The organism is Chryseobacterium sp. OSA05B (assembly GCF_019970065.1).
In the GTDB taxonomy this organism is placed as follows: Bacteria; Bacteroidota; Bacteroidia; order Flavobacteriales; family Weeksellaceae; genus Chryseobacterium.
This window is the reverse complement of the sequence record NZ_JAHXYH010000003.1, coordinates 289,316-306,826: the sequence shown is the minus strand read 5'-3', so window position 1 is coordinate 306,826 and position 17,511 is coordinate 289,316. Positions and strand designations below refer to the sequence as shown.

At 39.8% G+C, this 17,511-nt stretch carries 19 protein-coding genes; 14 read left to right on the top strand and 5 right to left on the bottom strand.

What is annotated here, in order from left to right; genetic code table 11:
• The first annotated feature begins 26 nt into the window (after positions 1 to 26).
• The 7 genes from LC419_RS13580 (at position 27) to LC419_RS13550 (ending at position 6,270) form a co-directional block, all read left to right on the top strand.
• A complete protein-coding gene (locus LC419_RS13580; protein WP_223607870.1) occupies positions 27 to 650 on the top strand; it encodes a hypothetical protein in 624 nt (207 codons plus the stop codon).
• Positions 643 to 1,743: an aminotransferase class I/II-fold pyridoxal phosphate-dependent enzyme gene (locus LC419_RS13575; RefSeq protein WP_223607869.1), complete on the top strand. Its 1,101-nt coding sequence runs from the start codon at positions 643 to 645 to the stop codon at positions 1,741 to 1,743. Before LC419_RS13580 ends, LC419_RS13575 begins: the two co-directional genes overlap by 8 nt.
• Before the next feature lie 54 nt (positions 1,744 to 1,797).
• Positions 1,798 to 2,412 (top strand): dethiobiotin synthase, encoded by a 615-nt coding sequence (bioD, locus tag LC419_RS13570; RefSeq protein WP_223607868.1) that lies wholly within the window; start codon positions 1,798 to 1,800, stop codon positions 2,410 to 2,412.
• Between the two features lie 2 nt (positions 2,413 to 2,414).
• A complete protein-coding gene (gene bioB / locus LC419_RS13565; RefSeq protein WP_223607867.1) occupies positions 2,415 to 3,401 on the top strand; it encodes a biotin synthase BioB in 987 nt (328 codons plus the stop codon).
• An 87-nt stretch (positions 3,402 to 3,488) separates the two neighbouring features.
• Complete coding sequence (gene bioA / locus LC419_RS13560) at positions 3,489 to 4,811, top strand: adenosylmethionine--8-amino-7-oxononanoate transaminase (RefSeq protein ID WP_223607866.1); 1,323 nt, start codon at positions 3,489 to 3,491, stop codon at positions 4,809 to 4,811.
• Between the two features lie 158 nt (positions 4,812 to 4,969).
• Positions 4,970 to 5,500 (top strand): GNAT family N-acetyltransferase, encoded by a 531-nt coding sequence (locus tag LC419_RS13555; RefSeq protein ID WP_223607865.1) that lies wholly within the window; start codon positions 4,970 to 4,972, stop codon positions 5,498 to 5,500.
• A 62-nt stretch (positions 5,501 to 5,562) separates the two neighbouring features.
• Entirely contained in the window at positions 5,563 to 6,270 is a 708-nt protein-coding gene (locus LC419_RS13550; protein ID WP_223607864.1) for a DUF421 domain-containing protein, read from the top strand.
• Between the two features lie 160 nt (positions 6,271 to 6,430).
• Here the strand turns inward: LC419_RS13550 and LC419_RS13545 are convergent, their stop codons facing one another.
• Complete coding sequence (locus LC419_RS13545; protein ID WP_223607863.1) at positions 6,431 to 7,636, bottom strand: MFS transporter; 1,206 nt, start codon at positions 7,634 to 7,636, stop codon at positions 6,431 to 6,433.
• A gap of 71 nt (positions 7,637 to 7,707) precedes the next feature.
• Between LC419_RS13545 and LC419_RS13540 the strand changes: the two genes are divergently transcribed.
• A complete protein-coding gene (locus LC419_RS13540) occupies positions 7,708 to 8,490 on the top strand; it encodes an AraC family transcriptional regulator (protein ID WP_223607862.1) in 783 nt (260 codons plus the stop codon).
• A 65-nt stretch (positions 8,491 to 8,555) separates the two neighbouring features.
• Here the strand turns inward: LC419_RS13540 and LC419_RS13535 are convergent, their stop codons facing one another.
• The 3 genes from LC419_RS13535 to LC419_RS13525 form a co-directional block, all read right to left on the bottom strand.
• Positions 8,556 to 8,900, bottom strand: a complete 345-nt coding sequence (locus LC419_RS13535; RefSeq protein WP_223607861.1) for a mannan-binding lectin — start codon at positions 8,898 to 8,900, stop codon at positions 8,556 to 8,558.
• Positions 8,901 to 9,225: 325 nt separating this feature from the next.
• Complete coding sequence (locus LC419_RS13530; protein ID WP_223607860.1) at positions 9,226 to 10,572, bottom strand: MATE family efflux transporter; 1,347 nt, start codon at positions 10,570 to 10,572, stop codon at positions 9,226 to 9,228.
• Positions 10,572 to 11,222 carry a VOC family protein gene (locus tag LC419_RS13525; RefSeq protein WP_223607859.1) on the bottom strand — a complete coding sequence of 217 codons (651 nt, stop codon included), beginning with the start codon at positions 11,220 to 11,222 and terminating at the stop codon, positions 10,572 to 10,574. The genes LC419_RS13530 and LC419_RS13525 overlap by 1 nt, the downstream gene beginning before the upstream one ends.
• A gap of 128 nt (positions 11,223 to 11,350) precedes the next feature.
• Between LC419_RS13525 and LC419_RS13520 the strand changes: the two genes are divergently transcribed.
• Complete coding sequence (locus tag LC419_RS13520) at positions 11,351 to 12,334, top strand: AraC family transcriptional regulator (protein WP_223607858.1); 984 nt, start codon at positions 11,351 to 11,353, stop codon at positions 12,332 to 12,334.
• Here the strand turns inward: LC419_RS13520 and LC419_RS13515 are convergent, their stop codons facing one another.
• Positions 12,335 to 12,937 carry a Crp/Fnr family transcriptional regulator gene (locus tag LC419_RS13515; protein WP_223607857.1) on the bottom strand — a complete coding sequence of 201 codons (603 nt, stop codon included), beginning with the start codon at positions 12,935 to 12,937 and terminating at the stop codon, positions 12,335 to 12,337.
• A gap of 368 nt (positions 12,938 to 13,305) precedes the next feature.
• Between LC419_RS13515 and LC419_RS13510 the strand changes: the two genes are divergently transcribed.
• The 5 genes from LC419_RS13510 (at position 13,306) to LC419_RS13490 (ending at position 17,324) form a co-directional block, all read left to right on the top strand.
• Positions 13,306 to 13,914 (top strand): hypothetical protein, encoded by a 609-nt coding sequence (locus LC419_RS13510; RefSeq protein ID WP_223607856.1) that lies wholly within the window; start codon positions 13,306 to 13,308, stop codon positions 13,912 to 13,914.
• 86 nt (positions 13,915 to 14,000) lie between these two features.
• A complete protein-coding gene (locus LC419_RS13505; protein WP_223607855.1) occupies positions 14,001 to 15,176 on the top strand; it encodes an MFS transporter in 1,176 nt (391 codons plus the stop codon).
• 12 nt (positions 15,177 to 15,188) lie between these two features.
• Complete coding sequence (locus LC419_RS13500) at positions 15,189 to 15,971, top strand: siderophore-interacting protein (RefSeq protein WP_223607854.1); 783 nt, start codon at positions 15,189 to 15,191, stop codon at positions 15,969 to 15,971.
• A 40-nt stretch (positions 15,972 to 16,011) separates the two neighbouring features.
• Positions 16,012 to 16,581: a Crp/Fnr family transcriptional regulator gene (locus LC419_RS13495; RefSeq protein WP_223607853.1), complete on the top strand. Its 570-nt coding sequence runs from the start codon at positions 16,012 to 16,014 to the stop codon at positions 16,579 to 16,581.
• Between the two features lie 56 nt (positions 16,582 to 16,637).
• Positions 16,638 to 17,324 carry a hypothetical protein gene (locus tag LC419_RS13490; protein ID WP_223607852.1) on the top strand — a complete coding sequence of 229 codons (687 nt, stop codon included), beginning with the start codon at positions 16,638 to 16,640 and terminating at the stop codon, positions 17,322 to 17,324.
• Positions 17,325 to 17,511: the final 187 nt, after the last annotated feature.

Sequence of the window (17,511 nt, the reverse complement as noted above, 5' to 3'; positions counted from 1 at the left end):
CTAATTTTGGTTCAAAATAAAAATCTATGGAATTTCAACAACTGCTTGAAAGAATTGTACAGGATTGCGTAACCCATGCCAAATGGCTGAATACGCTTTCATTCATGGAAAATGCAGGCGCCCGAAAGATATCAAAGTGTGAACATCCGGTTTCAGTAACTATGATTCAGCTGAAACATGCTGCTGAAGAACACCGCCACGCTTATTATCTAAAAAAACAGATTGGAAAGATAGATCCCGAATTGTGTAAAAGCTATGAAGTTGATGAACTTTTGGCCCCAATTTCAACCAGACAATATCTTCATTCATTAGATGTTAAGGCTTGCAGATATCTTCAAACTGTATTTACCCTAAATAAGGAAGAGCTGAAATATGCGGCTTATCTTTTTGTGACTTATGCTATTGAAGTCCGGGCAGATGAGTTATATCCTGTTTATCAAGATATTCTGACCAAAGAATCTTCGAAAATTATGGTGAAATCTATTATTCTGGAAGAGGAAGGGCATCTTGAAGAAATGATCAATCAGCTCAATGAATTTTCTCCGGATTGGAACCAGCATGCAGAAAATATCCTGGCGATAGAAAAAGAACTGCATGATCAGTGGATCAATGCAATCGCAGAGGAAGTTTCAGAGTTAAATTATGCTTAAGAAATTACAGGAAGCGCTTGAAAAAAGAAAAGAAGCGAGCATATTAAGGACTTTAAAGCCAAAATCAGAAGGGATTGATTTTTATTCCAACGACTATCTTGGATTAGCGGGAAATAAAGAACTTCAGGCACAACTGCTTCAGAAGGTTCAGGAAAATCCTAAACTTCTTTCAGGAAGCTCCGGCTCAAGACTGATCAGCGGAAACAGCACTATCGCTGATGAAGCAGAAATGTGCATTGCTGAACAGCATCAATATCCAGCGACTCTTCTTTTTTCTTCCGGCTACAATGCGAATCTGGCTTTGTTTTCTACACTGCCGGACCGTCACGACACGATCATTGTAGATGAGCAGATCCACCGTTCTGTTCATGATGCCTGCAGGATGTCTCATGTAAAGAAATTAAAATTCCGTCACAATGATCCGGAAGATTTGGAAAGTATGCTGAAAAAGCAGTCCGGACCCTGTTACATTGCCATAGAAAGCTTGTATTCAATGGATGGAGATCTTGCACCCCTTCAGGAAATTGCGGCTTTAGCGAAAAGGTATAATGCTTCACTGATTGTAGATGAAGCCCATGCTTTCGGAGTTTTCGGAATTGGTTTGATTGAGAAATACCAGTTGCAAAATGAAGTTTTTGCCGCCGTAATCACTTATGGAAAAGCTTTAGGAGCACATGGTGCGGCTGTTTTGTGTGATGAAACCGTGAAATCATATTTGGTGAATTTTGCATCTCCGTTTATTTATACAACCGCAGCACAGGATTTTTTATGGATGGCTATTCAAACAGGCTATGAATTTTTAAAGCAAAAGCCGGGACTGTCAGAAAAACTTCATCACAACATTGAAATTTTTAGAAATCAAAATATAGAAACACCATCTTCGGAATTGAGCCCAATACAGGCTGTATTGGTTCCGGATAATCAACAATTAAGAAATTTACAAAAAGCACTTTTTGATAATAATTTCTTAACCTATGCCGTCTATAGTCCAACTGTAAAAGCTGGAACCGAAAGACTCAGAATATGCCTCCACAGCTTCAATACTAAAAACGAAATTATAAAACTCACAGGAATCATTAAGGCATTCCTATAAACCAAACTTAAGACCCCGAATCACGTATCTCGCACCCTGAAACCCGTAACACTCATGACCCAACTCTTCATCACCGGCATAGGCACCGAAGTAGGAAAAACAATATGCTCAGCCGTTTTAACACAATATTTTAAAGCTGATTACTGGAAGCCTATACAGTCCGGAGATCTCGACTACACAGACAGTCATAAAATAGAATCATGGACAGCAAACACAGTATGTCAACCGGAAACCTACCGTTTTAAGCTGGCTGCGTCACCGCATCAATCCGCAAGAGAGGAAAATGTACAGATCAATCTTGACTTGTTTCAGCTGCCTGAAACGGAGAATAAGCTTATTGTAGAAGGAGCAGGAGGACTTATGGTTCCGCTTACGGATGATATTTTAATGATCGATCTGATAGAAAAACTGGAGCTTCCTGTGGCATTGGTGGTGAGGAATTATTTAGGATGTATTAATCATACTTTGCTTTCCATCATGGCATTAGAACAGAAAAAACTTAAACTGGAATATCTGATCCTCAACGGAACTTTTCCTCCGGATACTGAAAGGGTGATCTGCAACTTTATTAAAAGAGAAACAAGAGTCATCCTAATTCCTGAAATTGATCAACCTACAAAAGAAAGCATTCAGGCTGCCGCAGAACAATTAACAAAAACAAATTTATGATAATGGACAAAAAAACAACCGTAAGAAACAACTGGACAAAAGAAGAAATAGAAGAAATTTACCACCAGCCTTTGCTGGAACTTATTTATAAGGCATCCACCGTTCACCGGGAATGGCATGATCCGTCAGAAGTACAGATCTCCACCTTATTATCCATTAAAACGGGAGGTTGTCCTGAAGACTGCTCGTACTGTGGTCAGGCGGCGCGTTACCACACCAATATCAAAGTTCAGGCATTGCTTCCGACGGAAACCGTTATTGCTCATGCTCAAAAAGCAAAAGACAGTGGTTCATCCCGTTTCTGTATGGCTGCAGCATGGCGTGAAGTCCGAAACAACCGTGATTTCGACCGGGTAATCGATATGGTAAAAGGAGTAAATGAACTGGGACTTGAAGTATGCTGTACTTTAGGAATGCTTACCGAGGAACAGGCCATTCGTCTTCAGGAAGCAGGTTTATACGCTTACAATCATAATCTGGATACTTCTGAACAGTATTACGAAGAAATTATCTCAACCAGAACCTTCGATAACAGGATTAATACGATCAATAACGTAAGAAATGCAGGAATAACGGTGTGTTCTGGAGGGATCATCGGACTTGGAGAAACGCACAGGGATAGAATTTCAATGCTTCTAACATTGGCCACCATGCCAAAGCATCCGGAATCAGTTCCCATCAACGCTTTAGCCAGAGTAGCTGGAACACCGCTTGAGGACAACGAAAAAGTAGATACCTGGGAAATGGTCAGAATGATCGCTACCGCAAGAATTGTTATGCCTTCCTCAATGGTCAGATTAAGTGCAGGACGAATAGAAATGAATGAAACAGAACAGGCCTGGTGTTTTATGGCCGGAGCGAATTCTATTTTTACAGGAGAAAGAGAAACCTTATTGGTAACGCCAAATCCGGGCGTTTCCGAAGATATGCAGATGCTGGAAAAACTGGGTCTGAAACCGATGAAGATGAAGGAGAGTACTTGTTGTTAACGAGGTTCGGGATGTGGGGTACGGGTTACAGGTTGGCTTATAGAACTATCATCTCCAATAACTTCTAACATATAATTAAAAAAAAAAATGAAAACATTAATACAAACCCATCTTGCCGAAAGGGATAAAGCCGTCAACTGGCATCCTTACACTCAGATGAAAACGGCGGGCGATGCAGTGCCCATTGTAAAAGGAAAAGGCGTTTATTTATATGATGAGGAAGGGAAAAAATATATTGATGCAGTTTCATCGTGGTGGGTGACTTTGCACGGCCATGCCCATCCTTATATTGCAGAACGTGTTTTTCAGCAGCTGAATACCCTGGAACAGGTTATTTTTGCAGGCTTTACGCATGAACCGGCTGTTCAGTTGTCAGAGAATTTATTAAAACTGCTGCCTGAGAATCAGAAAAAGGTTTTTTATTCGGATAACGGTTCCACGGCAGTGGAAGCGGCGCTGAAGATGTGCATTCAGTATGCCTATAATTCAGGGAAAGAAAAAACGAAGATCCTGGCTTTTAAAAATGCTTATCACGGTGATACCTTCGGGGCGATGTCCGTAAGCGGAAGAAGTGTCTGGACAAAACCTTTCGGAAGTATGCTCTTTGAGGTCGTATTTATTGATACACCCAACGCAGAAAATCTGGAAAGTATAAAAATTCAGATTAAAGATCTTGCAGAAGAAACGGCCTGTTTTATCTATGAACCTTTGGTGCAAGGCGCTGCAGGTATGCTGATGTATGAAGCCAAACATCTGGATGAGCTGATGAGATTTTGCAGAAATGAAGAAATTCTGATGATCCAGGACGAAGTATTCACAGGTTTCGGAAGAACAGGAAAACTGTTCGCAGCCAATCATCTTACGGAAATGCCGGATATTATGTGCTTCTCAAAAGGTCTGACCGGTGGAACAATGCCAATGGGAATTACGACCTGTTCACAGGAGATTTTCAATGCCTTTTTATCTGATGACAAGTATAAAACGCTTTTTCACGGACATTCTTTTACGGCCAATCCTTTGGCATGTACTGCGGCGCTGGCCAGTATGGAACTTTTATTACAGGAAGAAACGTTAACGGCCATTGAGCGTATTAGCAACCAGCATTCAGATTTTACGAAAATTCTTTCAAAGCACTCAGATGTTGAAAATGTACGTCAGACCGGAACTATTCTGGCTTTTGAGTATAAAACAGACCAAAATACTTCTTATTTTAATCAGATCGGAAAGGTTCTCTATGATGAATTCCTGGAACGCGGGATCATCATGCGTCCACTGGGGAATGTCATGTATTTGGTTCCGCCATACTGTATCACATCAGAGGAATTGAATTTTATTTATCAGAATATACTGGAGGTACTGGATACCTTTAAAAATTCAGATTATCTCCTTCATGCAGCTGATCATGGATAGGACCTGATCTGTAAGCTTACCATACACTTCCGGAGGGAAATTGTAGACTTCAATCTATTGAATCATATGATTTTCCTCCATTTGTTTTAGCAGTTCCAAAAGCACTTTTTTTGAAAATCATGGCATTTTACATAATTTAGCCTATTAAAATTGATAAAATGATTCTTGAAACAGAAAGACTGCTTCTCCGAGATCTTCATATGGATGATAAGGAAGCCATTTTCGGATACCGCGCTGATGCGGAAACGAATAAATTTCAAAGCTGGATCCCCAAAACATTGGAGGAAGTGGAAGCATTCATCACCAGAAATTTCAAGGAATTCAATCAGCCGGAAACATGGTATCAGTTGCTGATTACAGATAAGGAAACGAAAGAAATCATAGGTGATACCGGTGTACATTTTATCGACAGTGATCAGGTAGAATTTGGAATTACATTAAGTAAAAAACACCATCATAAAGGATATGCTTCAGAAGCGCTTAAAGGTTTGATGAATCTGATGTTTAAAGATCTGCAAAAACACAGAATCACCACTTCAATTGATCCGGATAATACAGGTTCATTACAATTGATGGAACGCATCGGTTTCAGAAAGGAAGGGCATTTCATTAAAAGTTTGTACATCAATGGTGTTTGGGTAGATGATGTGATTTATGCAATCCTTGCTGAAGAATGGATGAATAGGTAAGAGAGGTGCATGAGCCAATAGCTATGGCTCATTTTTTGGATACTCCTTTTAAATTAATATCTATGCTAGCCTTATTTCTCTTAGAACTTAACTGGAAAGAATTATTGATGGGACATGAAGAATGGTCTTTCCTTTTGGAAATCATACTCCGGACTGCCATTATGTTTTTGGCTATTATCATTGGCTTAAGGGTTTTGGGTAAAAGAGGGGTGAAGCAGCTTTCTATTTTCGAACTGGTCGTTATTATCGGTTTAGGTTCTGCAGCTGGTGATCCTATGTTTAATAAAGATGTGGGAATTGTCTCTTCAATCCTGGTTTTTATCGTTATTATTCTTTTATACACGATCATTACAATTTTTATTGCCAAGAGCAAAAGTTTTGAGAAGCTGGTGGAAGGTACTTCGGCCTGCCTGATCCGAGATGGGGAATTTGCGATCGATAATTTTAAAAAGGAAAATCTCGGTAGTGATGAATTCTTTGCTGAGCTCAGATTAAAAGGCGTATCCCAATTGGGGCAGATCGAAATAGCCATTGTAGAGAGTTCCGGAGAAATCAGCATATTTTTTCATGAAGATCAAGCCGTGAAGTATGGACTTCCCATCATGCCTGATTCGTTGGAAGATCCATTGACAATAATCCCTAAAGAAAGCTATTATTCCTGTATTTTCTGTGGACATACGGAATTTAAACATGAGGGAAATGCCGGAAACTGCTCAAAATGCCAAAAAGATGAATGGGTGGAAGCCAGCGACAAAAGAAGAGTGACGTAGCTTAATACATGAGTAATGAGTAATGAGTAATGGTGCTCGGATTTAACAATATTCCTTATTTCTTTGCCTTAATATGAAATCTCATATCTCTTTTCTGAAATCTGACATCTAAAATCTGTTGTTTTTATTCTTGGTTCTTGACTCTTGACTCTTTGTTACTTTAATCCTCCACACATCTATTCCTTGCCGCCTTCATTCCAAAATAAAACATCAGGATGACGGCGAAACTTAAAAAGTAAAACGAACTTTTCCAGGAAACATCCCAGTCATGCAATTTTCCAAAGACCGGAGGACCAAATGCCGCAATAAGATAGCCTACAGACTGTGCCATTCCGGATATTTTTACCGCATTAGCGCTGTTTTTTGTTCTTGTTGAAAAGAAAAGAATGGATAAACTGAAAGACAAACCGTTGGAAAGACCAATAATAATAGCATTCGCGTAAATCCATTGAGACTGTAGCCAAACGAACATCATGGTACTTCCGAACATTAAAGTACAGATAAGAACGATCAAAATCCGTTGATCTTTCATTTTCCCTGCAATGATCGGGGCACAGAAGGTAACAGGAATCATGGTAATCTGAATGACGAAGAGAACCCATCCGGTACTTTCGCCCTGCATATTGTAATCAGTCAAAAATGACGGCAGCCAGGCCATCATACAGTAATAAAACAATGACTGCAGCCCCATAAAAATGCTGATATTCCATGCCTGAGCAGATTTAAACATATTGAAATCAGAAACAGTTAATGCCGCTTTTGCCTGACCCGGATTTTTTTTATTGAATATCAGTTCGAGAATCAGAACAAAAAGGCCCAATCCGGCAATCACCAGCCAGATTCCCAGCGAACCCCGCCACCCGAATCCCGTCCATTCACCGATTCTTACACTGAAACCTGATGCCAGAGCTGCGGTAAGATTCATAGATACTGCAAAAATACCGGTCATCAGGCCAATCTGTTTTGGGAAGTTATTCTTGATATAACCCGGTGTCACCACATTTCCGATACAGATTCCAAGGCCTATGAATACGGATCCTGCAAAAAGCATCGAAAGAGAGCCTGTAATCCGTAGAAACAATCCGAAACTCAAAATAATCAGAGAATACATCAGGAATCTGCTGATGCTGAATTTATGCGAAAATCTGCTGACCAAAACGGAACAGGTTGCAAACATAAACAGTGGGATAGACGTAAGCAGACTGACCTGAAAACTATTCAGGTTCAATGCATTCCGTATGTCGGACAATACCGGAGATACGGAAATAATAGGAGATCGCAGATTGCTGGAGACCAGAATTACAACCAGTACATTGATCAGCATCAGAACATAGGAAGCATTCTTTCTTGTTTCATTCTTCATCATACAGATATATTTGATGCAAAATTAATTCAGTTGTTTTGTTTAATTTTGCCAAAGTTTTAACTTAAAACGACATGAATCCACACGACACAATTGCTATTGATGAACTGAACAAACCTTATTTTGTATGGTTTGAAGACAACTGGAGCCATGATGACATCCTTCATTCCCATGAAAAAGGGCAGCTGGTCTATGTAGAAAGCGGATTTCAGTACATTACCATAGAAGGAAAGATCTATCTGCTTCCACAAAACCATGCTGCATGGATTCCCCCAGGTTCTATTCATAAAACGAATACACATTCTGAGAAAATCAAGCTGATGATCATGTTTGCTGATGTAGGTCCAAACGCTTCTTTTCATCGTGAAATCAATGTATTTTCAGTTCCACCCGTTTTAAAGGAAATGATAAAGTATTCGGAAAGATGGTCAAAAAGCAGGATAAAAGATCCGGATGAAATGGTGTTCTTAAAAGCACTTTTCAATGAACTTCCCCGTTTTGTAGAACATTCCCTGAAGCTGCACATCAGTCTTCCTGAAGATAAACGTCTGTCTAAACCGATTGAATATCTGCACCATCATTATCAGGAAGATATCAGAATAGAAGACTTAAGTGAAATATCCCTGCTTTCCTTACGAACGCTGGAACGTATTTTTAAGAAAGAAACAGGAATGACACTGATCAAGTACCAGCAGGTATTGCGGATCATTAAAAGTCTGGAACTGCTGAGTTCCGGTGATCTTACCATATCGGAAACGGCGTATCGGGTAGGGTATAAAAGTGTACAGGCTTTTACGAGAAGTTTCCAGTCTGTCATGCAGTCGAAGCCTACCGATTTTATCAAAACAACTCAATAATTTAGGGTAAATCAAAAATCTCCGGGTTACCCCGGAGATTAATCTATTATGAATTTAAATAGTTCCTAGAATTTAAATAAGCATTCGCAAACGCTCATTTTGCCTTCAACAACTGTTGACCAAGCTCCTGTCCATGTGCCTCCATAAGAAGCGCATATTGCTGGACATACTTCCTTCGCATCTTCAGTGCTCCAGATAGGTCCGGCAAGGACATTCAATTTATATTCCGTACTTCCAGATGATTCTGTATCGTATTCAACTTCGATAACGCTCATCTGACCTTCAACAATGGTGCTCCATTGTCCAGTGAATTTTCCTAAATGTGCCGCAGCAATACGGCCTCCGATTTTTTGTGCTTCGTCGTTGCTCCAAAGCGGACCTGCAACGATGTTGATTTTGAATTTTGACATGGTGTAATGTTTTAAGTTGTTTAACATTACAAAGTTGTCACTTTAAAGGGATATATATCAGCGTATAAAGTACCAAATTCATTATTCCGTATTTACACTTAACCTGCAAATTTCTCAATTTTCATTTCCATATACACATCAGATAAACAATTACGTATGCATATAATGAAAAAGGCCTCCTGAATGAGGAGGCCTTAAAAAAACACAAATGATGAAAAAAAATTATTTCGAAGCTCAAATATAAGCAAAATTTATATTATGAAAAACACCATAAAAGCATAAATATTAAAAAATTATTAATTCTACTTAAAAATAACCTATGCTTTTAATGGGCTCTTTCTTTCAGTTTTTTGCAATTTTTTCCTACTGCATAAATCACCAATCCAAAAATAATCCAGTCAATGACAGCACTCGCTGTATATATGCCACTTATTCCGTATATCAAAGGAACAATCAAGAGGGCTGGAATATAGAAAACAACCTGTCTTAAAATGCTGATCACGGTAGCCGGTTTAGCATAATCTACAGACGGAAACCATACCATTGCCATGAAAAGAAAAGGCAATGCAGGCAGAATACTCATGTAAATTCTGAAATCAGTCAATTGGGTATTGCTGAAAACCATATCCGGAATCATCACCGATAATACACCTGATGGGTAGAACATCACAAAGAGCCAGAATGGTAACAGAATCATTAATCCGACTAAAGAGAAAATCCGGTAGGCATTGATACTTCTTTCATATTTTCCGGCTCCGTAATTCATACCCGAAACCGGCTGAAGGGCTCGCATCAGGCCCCAAAGCGGGGTATTCAGAAGAATATAGAATCTATTCACTGCGGTAAAAAAGGTAATATCCGAATCTTTTCCGTACCTCGCCAGTACATTGAAGACTACAATATTCTGTATAACGATCATGATCATCATAATAAATCCCGGCATTCCCAGCGAAAGCGCTTCCTTAATAATCGCTTTGTCTTTTTTTAATGACCAGAATCTGGTTTTAAAAGAAGCTTTTCCTGAGGAATAATACCAAACCCCAAGAACCGTGTAAATAATCATTGAAATATTGGTAGCCCAGGCAGCACCGGCCACTCCCCAGCCAAACGTATGGATAAAAACAGGTTTTAAAGCGACATCCACCACCAGCCCTACAGCAATCATCCATGCTGCGGTCTTCATACGTCCTTCTGCACGGATCATCATATTCAGGGCCAGACCGTGAATCCAGAAAAAGCTTCCGAGAATCGTTGCACGGAAGTACTCAGTCCCCAATGAAAGAATTTCACCTCTTCCGCCCATCATATATACCAGTTCTTTTCCGAAAATAAAGCATGGAATGGTAATAAGAACAGAAAAAATTAACGTAAGATAATTCGCTGTTCCCAAAGAGTTGTTCAGTTTTTCCTTGTCCTCAGAGCCAATCCAGATACTCACTGCAGAACCAATTCCCGTTCCGATCAAGGTTCCGAATCCCTGGGCAAACTGAGCCAGCGGATAGGCTATACCTACTGCCGCCAGTGCTGTTGTACTGATCAGATGGCCGACAAAGATTCCATCCAGAAAATTATTCATTCCATATAGGACCATGGCAATTACGGCCGGCCAAGAAAGCTGCCACATCACCTGATACATATTTCCGTTTAAAATAAGTTGTTTTTGCTTTTCCATTATATAAGTATATCTTCTATTTTTATATCTGAATGAAGAAACTCTACAGTCTGAAGTCCTTGACAGCCTTCTATGAGTTCCAATGGTTTTTTATCCTCGATGAGGGCATCGAGAAGAACAGTATCCAGTTTTTCTTTTCCTACTTTGATGATTCGCACCTTTTTAATTCCATTAGGGTGTATCATCTTTTCAGGTCTGGGATTTAGGGAATAGGCAGACATTAAAAAAGGAAATTGGGTGTCCTCAGGTATGGCAAGCCGCCATGAGAGTTTTCTTCCATGAAAATCCTTTCGGGTGCTTTTGAAAATCTTGCACCCAATGTCTAAATATTCCAGAAGAAGCTGATAATATTTCAGGTCTTTCTCCTGGGTTTCCAGTGACCAGTCGCACCAGCCTGAACTTTCATTCCAAACCTTCATCCGGTCCAAAACTGGTGAATACCCAAATATTCGCATCAGCCATCTGAATAGCAAGGGAATAGTTCGGATTTTAAAAATCTCAATAAAAACACCCTCTTCAAACCAGATAAACGCATTGTAGGCTTTGGAAGGATGAGCTCCGTATTCAACGCTAAATCCGGCATCTGTCAGTTGCTGAACTGACCGTTGTAGATTGTCTGTACGGAATAAAACATGGCTTAAGTGCATCATTTATATTTTATAATTAAGAATGATTCTAAATAATCATTAACTTTGGCAAATATAAATGCTAAGCTTAGCTTTTCAGGTCTGTATCGCGGAGTAAAAAGTCCGTGAAAAGGAGAAATAAACCAATATCAATGGCACTTAAACTGTATGGAGATGATATTGCAAATCCGCTGATGGAGAGAGACCATCCGCTCACTGGTCATTTTCAATATCAGGATATCACGGAATGTGAAACGCATCTGGAGCTGCCGTATGGAAAAGGAAGTTATCGCGAGATTTATTTTGGAGATATTCATATCGGATTCGGACAGGCCAACCTTGCAGACAAAACCCTGCTGAATTTTGAAACCGATCATGAAACAGTGGAAATGCATTTCGCCCTGAAAGGAAAAAGCAGCGCGGTTTCAGGAAATTTCTCTGAAAATATAGATTTTTCAGACTGTCAGAACAATATTATCTATGCATCGGGAATGGAAGGAACGATGGAGTGGGAGAGCAAAAATTTTGAGCTATTTGAGATCAACCTTTCACCGGATTTTTTCAAAAGATTTATGCCGGCAGGGTCTCCGCTATTTGAAACCTTCAGAAACCGTATGGAAAAAGGGAATGGCTGTCAGTTGAATCCGGTTCATAACAGGATCAATGCACAGATGTATCAGCTTATTCATGAGATCATCCACTGTGATCGAAAAGGCCTGTTCAAAAGGATGTTTATGGAAGCAAAAACCATTGAACTGATGCTTTTGCAGTTTGAACAGATCGCTGATCAGTCACTGATAAAAAGTTCTTTAAAAAGGACAGAAGTTGACAAGATTCACGCCGTAAAGGATTTTATCATGAAAAACCGTGATTCAGATCATTCACTGATTGAGCTTGCCCATTATGCCGGAACTAATGAATTTACTCTTAAAAAAGGATTTAAGGAGCTCTTCGGAACTACCGTTTTCGGATTCTGGAACAGTCTTAAAATGGAAGAAGCCAGGAAAATGATTCTGGAAAAAGATATGAATATCAGCGAAGTTTCAGATGCAATGGGGTACAAAAATCCACGCCACTTTTCTACGGCTTTCAAAAAGAAATTCGGCATCGTCCCAAGTCAGCTGAAAAAGTTCTGATCAATAAAATATTTTACCGTTTTCTATTCGCACCATTTCTTCTTTCTCCATTTTTTTAACCACCCGGATAACGGTTTCTACGCATAAACCGGTAAGGGAAGCCAGTTGCTGCCGTGTAAACGGAAACTGATAGGAATACTTATCAGTGTACTGATTATAAGATTTCAGACACTCCATCACCCGTTTTACTTTGGTTCCCGGATCAGGTGCAGAAATGTTATTCAGCATCACATGTCTGAAATACATCCTTTCTGCTGTATAGCTGTACAGTTTTGCAAGAAGATCGGGCGAGCTGCCTATAAGCGCTAAAAACTTACCCTTATCCAGTCTCATAATCTCGCAGCTGGTCATCGCCATGGCATTAACGGGGTAGGCTTTATCAATAAACAGGGAGCTCTCTACAAGGCAATGCCCGTCAAAAGGGATGCTGTGAATGACTTCCCGTCCGTCTTCATGATAGTTATTGATCTTTACAGTTCCGGTTTTGATCTGAAAATAATACTTCGGGGTATCACCTTCTTTAAAAATAACATCGTTTACCACATAACGGACAAGTTCGGCTCCTGAGGACAATAAAAGTTCTTCATCGATTATCATAGGCATATCGGACGTACAGACTGTGAGATTGAATGATTCAGGTCAATATCCATCTGTTGCTTTTAAATTTTTACCCAAAAATAAATATTAGTTTACAAAAAGAGGGTAGAATAAGCAAACTTTAACAAATCCGCAATGAAATTACCACAACATGACTCCAATCATAAAATGTATCATCCCATTATTTATATTTTTGCTTGCATTATAAAACTCCATATATCTCAATACATTACGTTTTAACATCGGCCTCTCCCTTGAGAGGTTTTTATATTTCCATTATTAAATAAGCGTTTTATCCACGCCAATCTGATGTTGTGACTCTGCTCATAAAGAAATCCTTTAGTTTTGTATACCTTAGTACAAAATTCCACCTCATGAAACCAAAACAGATTCCAAGAGTTCCCCAACAGATATCCGGTGGATTTCACGATACAGAAAGCGAAAAACAGTTTGAACCGGCACTTCTTCCGGTAAAGTTTGAACTGTTGAAAGAAAGATTTTTTGCGTTTGACCAATGGAAAAGCTACTGTGGAGAAGGGTTTGCAGACTTTAAACTTTATGATTCCGAAGGAAATGGGGTAGGAAGAACTCCTCAGATGGCAGATTTCATGAGAATCGATATTCCCGGTCCGGGAGAACAGGAGGCGAAAGGCTATGACTGGGTAGAAATAACTGATATCTGTTTTCAGGAGGACAATATCTCGGAAAGTATTATGATCACATGCACTCCATCCAGAAATCCTGAACATCCACAGAGCAATCATATTGCGCATTTTTATAGTCCTAAAGCTACATCCACGTTTATGATTTCCAGAACACCCACTCACTTAAAAGCCGCAGTCTACGGACGGAACGAGAAACCCAATTTCAACGCGGGATTTATCGATATCGTTAGAAATCTTATGGTATCCGCAGGAGGAATGGTGGGCATTTCCAAAATCCAGTGGAAAAAACTTTCTGACGGTTTTCTCGATTTTAAATAAAAGCTCTGTTTTCCTTTTTTGACCTAAGTCAAAGTTTTTTTTCTGCCATACCAGGACATTTGCACCGAAATATTTAAACAAAAATTATGAGTGCAACATTAGCAAAGGGACAGACCATTAATTTCTATCAGGCAACCATGCCTATTATCCTGTCGGTTTTTGCCATATATCTGACGATAGGAATTGCCTTGGGTGTACTTCCGAAATTTGTTCAGAACAATTTAGGATTCAACAGCCTTATCATCGGACTGGTGATTGGACTTCAGTCGCTGGCAACCCTTGTAACCCGAGCTTATTCCGGGAAAATAACAGATACAAAAGGCGCTAAAAAAAGCAAAATGTCAGGCATCATATTATCTGTCATTGCCGGAGCGGCCTATATTCTTTCAGTATCCTGCCAGTCTACCCCCTTACTTGCCCTCGGTTTTCTGCTGCTGGCCAGAATCATTCATGGAGTAGGTGAAAGTTTTCTGGTTACGGGAGCTTTAACCTGGGGGATAGGGCTTGTAGGCCATGAAAAATCAGGAAAAGTCATGACCTGGAACGGGATTGCCATGTATGCGGGTATTGCAGTCGGAGCTCCGTCAAGCATCTGGCTGAGTAAAGGCTTTGGAGACCTTCCGGCATTTATTCTGATCATGCTGCTGCCGCTTATCAGCTGGATTTCTACAGTGAAACTTCCCGCTATTCCAGTGGATAAAGACCATATCAGAACCCCTTTTTATAAGGTGATCAAAACAGTAGCCGGACAAGGGTTAAGCCTTGCGTTTTCCTCTATGGCATTCGGATGTATTGCTTCTTTTGTAGGCCTTTTCTTTATGGAGAAAAACTGGGGTGATGCATCGCTGGCTTTCATGACTTTCGGGGCATGCTATGTTTTGACCAGAATTTTCTTTGCTTCTTTTCCTGACAAATTTGGGGGTTTCAAAGTCGCTTTTATCTCGTTGATAATTGAAGTGGCCGGACAGATCATGATCTGGACTTCGGCCTCAAAAGCAGTGGCCCTCATCGGATGCGGACTGACAGGAATAGGTTTTTCCCTTATTTTCCCGGCTCTCGGAGTATTGGCCATTCAGAAAGTAAAACCCCAGATGAGAGGAACGGCTTTAGGAGCTTATGTGGCTTTTGTAGATCTTTCGTTGGGATTGGCCGGTCCGGCTGCAGGCCTTGCTGCGGGATGGTTTAATTATCAGGCGGTGTATCTTTTTGGAGCCGTAAGCTGCGTTCTTTCGATGATCATCCTAATATCTAATAAAAAATAATTCTTTACAACAATGACAACAAGTCCAGCAATAACCCGAAAAATACGCTCTGTATTTACCGTTAAAGATAAAAAATACCTCACGCCGCATCTTATCCGGGTCGTATTTAAAATTGATGAAACCCAAATTGAATTATTAACGAATGTTCAATCCGGATCCAATAACAAAATATTTATTCCGGATCACACAGCAGATCAAAACCCGGAACCGGCAGTAAGAATAAGAACCTACACCAACCGTAAGATTGATCTGGAAAACCGCGAACTGACTATTGATTTTGTCGCTCATGGGGAAAACAGTCCGGCATCGGCATGGGCAATGAATGCAAAACCGGGTGATTTACTTGAAATAGGCATGAAGGAAAGCACGAGACCATTGGTTCCGGATGCTGACTTCTATCTACTGGTTGGCGATGCTACAGCGTTACCGGTGATCAGTGCAATTGTAGAACAGCTGCCTTCCTTTGTAACCGCAAAAGTTTTTTTAGAGGTACATGGAAAAGAAGATGAAACCATTTTATGTTCTGCCGCCGATCTATCTGTGGAATGGCTTAATAACCCGCATCCTGAGAAGGGAAGTCAACTTGCGCATCTTGTTAAAAGTTTTGTCTTTCCCAAAGGAATACTGAAAGAATATGTCTATGCCGCTACCGAATATACCACGGCAAAAGAAATCCGCAGTTATTTCAAAACAGAATTAAACTGGGATTCACACGGTATGCATATGGTTTCCTATTGGAAGGCAGGACAATCGGAAGACGAAACATCCGGAGACAGGCAGATACAGAGAGATTGAGCATTTATTGCTACATTTGCTGACGACTGACTTTACATCAATGGAAGAATTATTAGCTTCATATATTAAAAGCAAAATATCGGTAAACGACGAAGAACTGGACATCATTATTTCCCGTTTCAAACCAATGAAACTCAAAAAGAATGAACTGCTGCTCGCAAACGGACAGTCCAGCCAGAGAACATTTTTTGTTGTGAAAGGCTGTCTCCGCATCTTCTTTATCAATGAGGAAGGACAGGACTCTACCCGATATTTTGCTTTTGAAAATCAGTTTGCTACTGCTTTGGTGAGCTTTATCACTTCGGAACCTTCGGATGAATTCATTCAGGCTGTGGAAGATTCAGAAATATATTATATCACCCACGGCAGCTTTTATCATCTGCTGGATCAGATTCCTCAGTGGGAAAAATTTTACAGAATCTACCTCGAAGGGGCTTATGTCAACAATACGCGGAGACTCATGTCTTTTCTCGTTCAGGATGCCCTTGAAAAATACCGCCAGCTATTGGATGAAAACCCGATTATTGTACGCAGGCTTTCCAACAAAATGGTGGCGTCCTACCTCAATATTTCCCAGGAAACATTAAGCAGATTAAAATCAAAACTCTGATTTTGTAATACTGACCTTTCTCAATCTAAATTCTAACCTCTAATTTCTAGCATCTTATGAATGGCCAGACCCAACCTCATGATTTTTTTTCAGGGATGATCCTTTCAAAAAATAAAATTGCAGAAAACACTTTCCACATCAGGATACAGAGCAGGGATTTCTCACAGATTCCATATGTCGCAGGATATACGGCAGAAATTTTCCTTTCTGATCCTTATTACAATCTGCAACGTGAAATCGGGGAGTATGCGTTCTGGAATTACGAACCGGTTTATCACACCGCCGATTTCGTCATTCACGCAAATCCACTGGATAAAGCTGAAAAATGGATAAAAGAAGTCGGGGAAGGAGACAGTGTGTTTTTCAGAAAACTTTCTGATGATCTGATTTTAGATGAATCAGGGAGTCATTATTTTCTGATAGGTGATGTTAAAGCATTGGCTTATTTGTATGAAATCAACAGAGCTTTAGCTGTAAGTAAGAAAGTGGACAGTCTTATTTATACTGAACGAGAAGAAGATCTGTTTTCCGATCTTGATCATAGCTTTCCTTTAACATCGTATGTCATTAATCCATTAAAACCGGAGAAAATAGTGGAAATCATAAAGGGAAATTTCCCTGAAAGCAGTAAAAATACAATTGTTTATATGGTAGGGAATTCTGAAATCAGTTTTTGCATTTCTAATTATTTACAGGATAATCCCGCTTTTGAAATCAGAAAAATATACATGAAAGAGTTCTGACAGAGAAAAATAGGAGCTATAAAAGAATGACATTTAACATATTTCCGATATTATAAGTGTTATTTAATGCATAGCTAATATTAAAATGATAAATTTAGGTAGTTAAAGCCCGGATTAAAGTGCTCAATTCAGTAGAAATGAGTTGCTCCAAGGGTTTAATCCATCCTTAGCGAAAGAATTTTTATCA

Bases quoted from the DNA above. Each gene is read 5' to 3' on its own strand.
- LC419_RS13580 (WP_223607870.1), top strand. From the start codon at position 27: ATGGAATTTCAACAACTGCTTGAAAGAATTGTACAGGATTGCGTAACC.
- LC419_RS13575 (WP_223607869.1), top strand. From the start codon at position 643: ATGCTTAAGAAATTACAGGAAGCGCTTGAAAAAAGAAAAGAAGCGAGC.
- bioD (WP_223607868.1), top strand. From the start codon at position 1,798: ATGACCCAACTCTTCATCACCGGCATAGGCACCGAAGTAGGAAAAACA.
- bioB (WP_223607867.1), top strand. From the start codon at position 2,415: ATGGACAAAAAAACAACCGTAAGAAACAACTGGACAAAAGAAGAAATA.
- bioA (WP_223607866.1), top strand. From the start codon at position 3,489: ATGAAAACATTAATACAAACCCATCTTGCCGAAAGGGATAAAGCCGTC.
- LC419_RS13555 (WP_223607865.1), top strand. From the start codon at position 4,970: ATGATTCTTGAAACAGAAAGACTGCTTCTCCGAGATCTTCATATGGAT.
- LC419_RS13550 (WP_223607864.1), top strand. From the start codon at position 5,563: ATGCTAGCCTTATTTCTCTTAGAACTTAACTGGAAAGAATTATTGATG.
- LC419_RS13545 (WP_223607863.1), bottom strand. From the start codon at position 7,636: ATGATGAAGAATGAAACAAGAAAGAATGCTTCCTATGTTCTGATGCTG.
- LC419_RS13540 (WP_223607862.1), top strand. From the start codon at position 7,708: ATGAATCCACACGACACAATTGCTATTGATGAACTGAACAAACCTTAT.
- LC419_RS13535 (WP_223607861.1), bottom strand. From the start codon at position 8,900: ATGTCAAAATTCAAAATCAACATCGTTGCAGGTCCGCTTTGGAGCAAC.
- LC419_RS13530 (WP_223607860.1), bottom strand. From the start codon at position 10,572: ATGGAAAAGCAAAAACAACTTATTTTAAACGGAAATATGTATCAGGTG.
- LC419_RS13525 (WP_223607859.1), bottom strand. From the start codon at position 11,222: ATGATGCACTTAAGCCATGTTTTATTCCGTACAGACAATCTACAACGG.
- LC419_RS13520 (WP_223607858.1), top strand. From the start codon at position 11,351: ATGGCACTTAAACTGTATGGAGATGATATTGCAAATCCGCTGATGGAG.
- LC419_RS13515 (WP_223607857.1), bottom strand. From the start codon at position 12,937: ATGCCTATGATAATCGATGAAGAACTTTTATTGTCCTCAGGAGCCGAA.
- LC419_RS13510 (WP_223607856.1), top strand. From the start codon at position 13,306: ATGAAACCAAAACAGATTCCAAGAGTTCCCCAACAGATATCCGGTGGA.
- LC419_RS13505 (WP_223607855.1), top strand. From the start codon at position 14,001: ATGAGTGCAACATTAGCAAAGGGACAGACCATTAATTTCTATCAGGCA.
- LC419_RS13500 (WP_223607854.1), top strand. From the start codon at position 15,189: ATGACAACAAGTCCAGCAATAACCCGAAAAATACGCTCTGTATTTACC.
- LC419_RS13495 (WP_223607853.1), top strand. From the start codon at position 16,012: ATGGAAGAATTATTAGCTTCATATATTAAAAGCAAAATATCGGTAAAC.
- LC419_RS13490 (WP_223607852.1), top strand. From the start codon at position 16,638: ATGAATGGCCAGACCCAACCTCATGATTTTTTTTCAGGGATGATCCTT.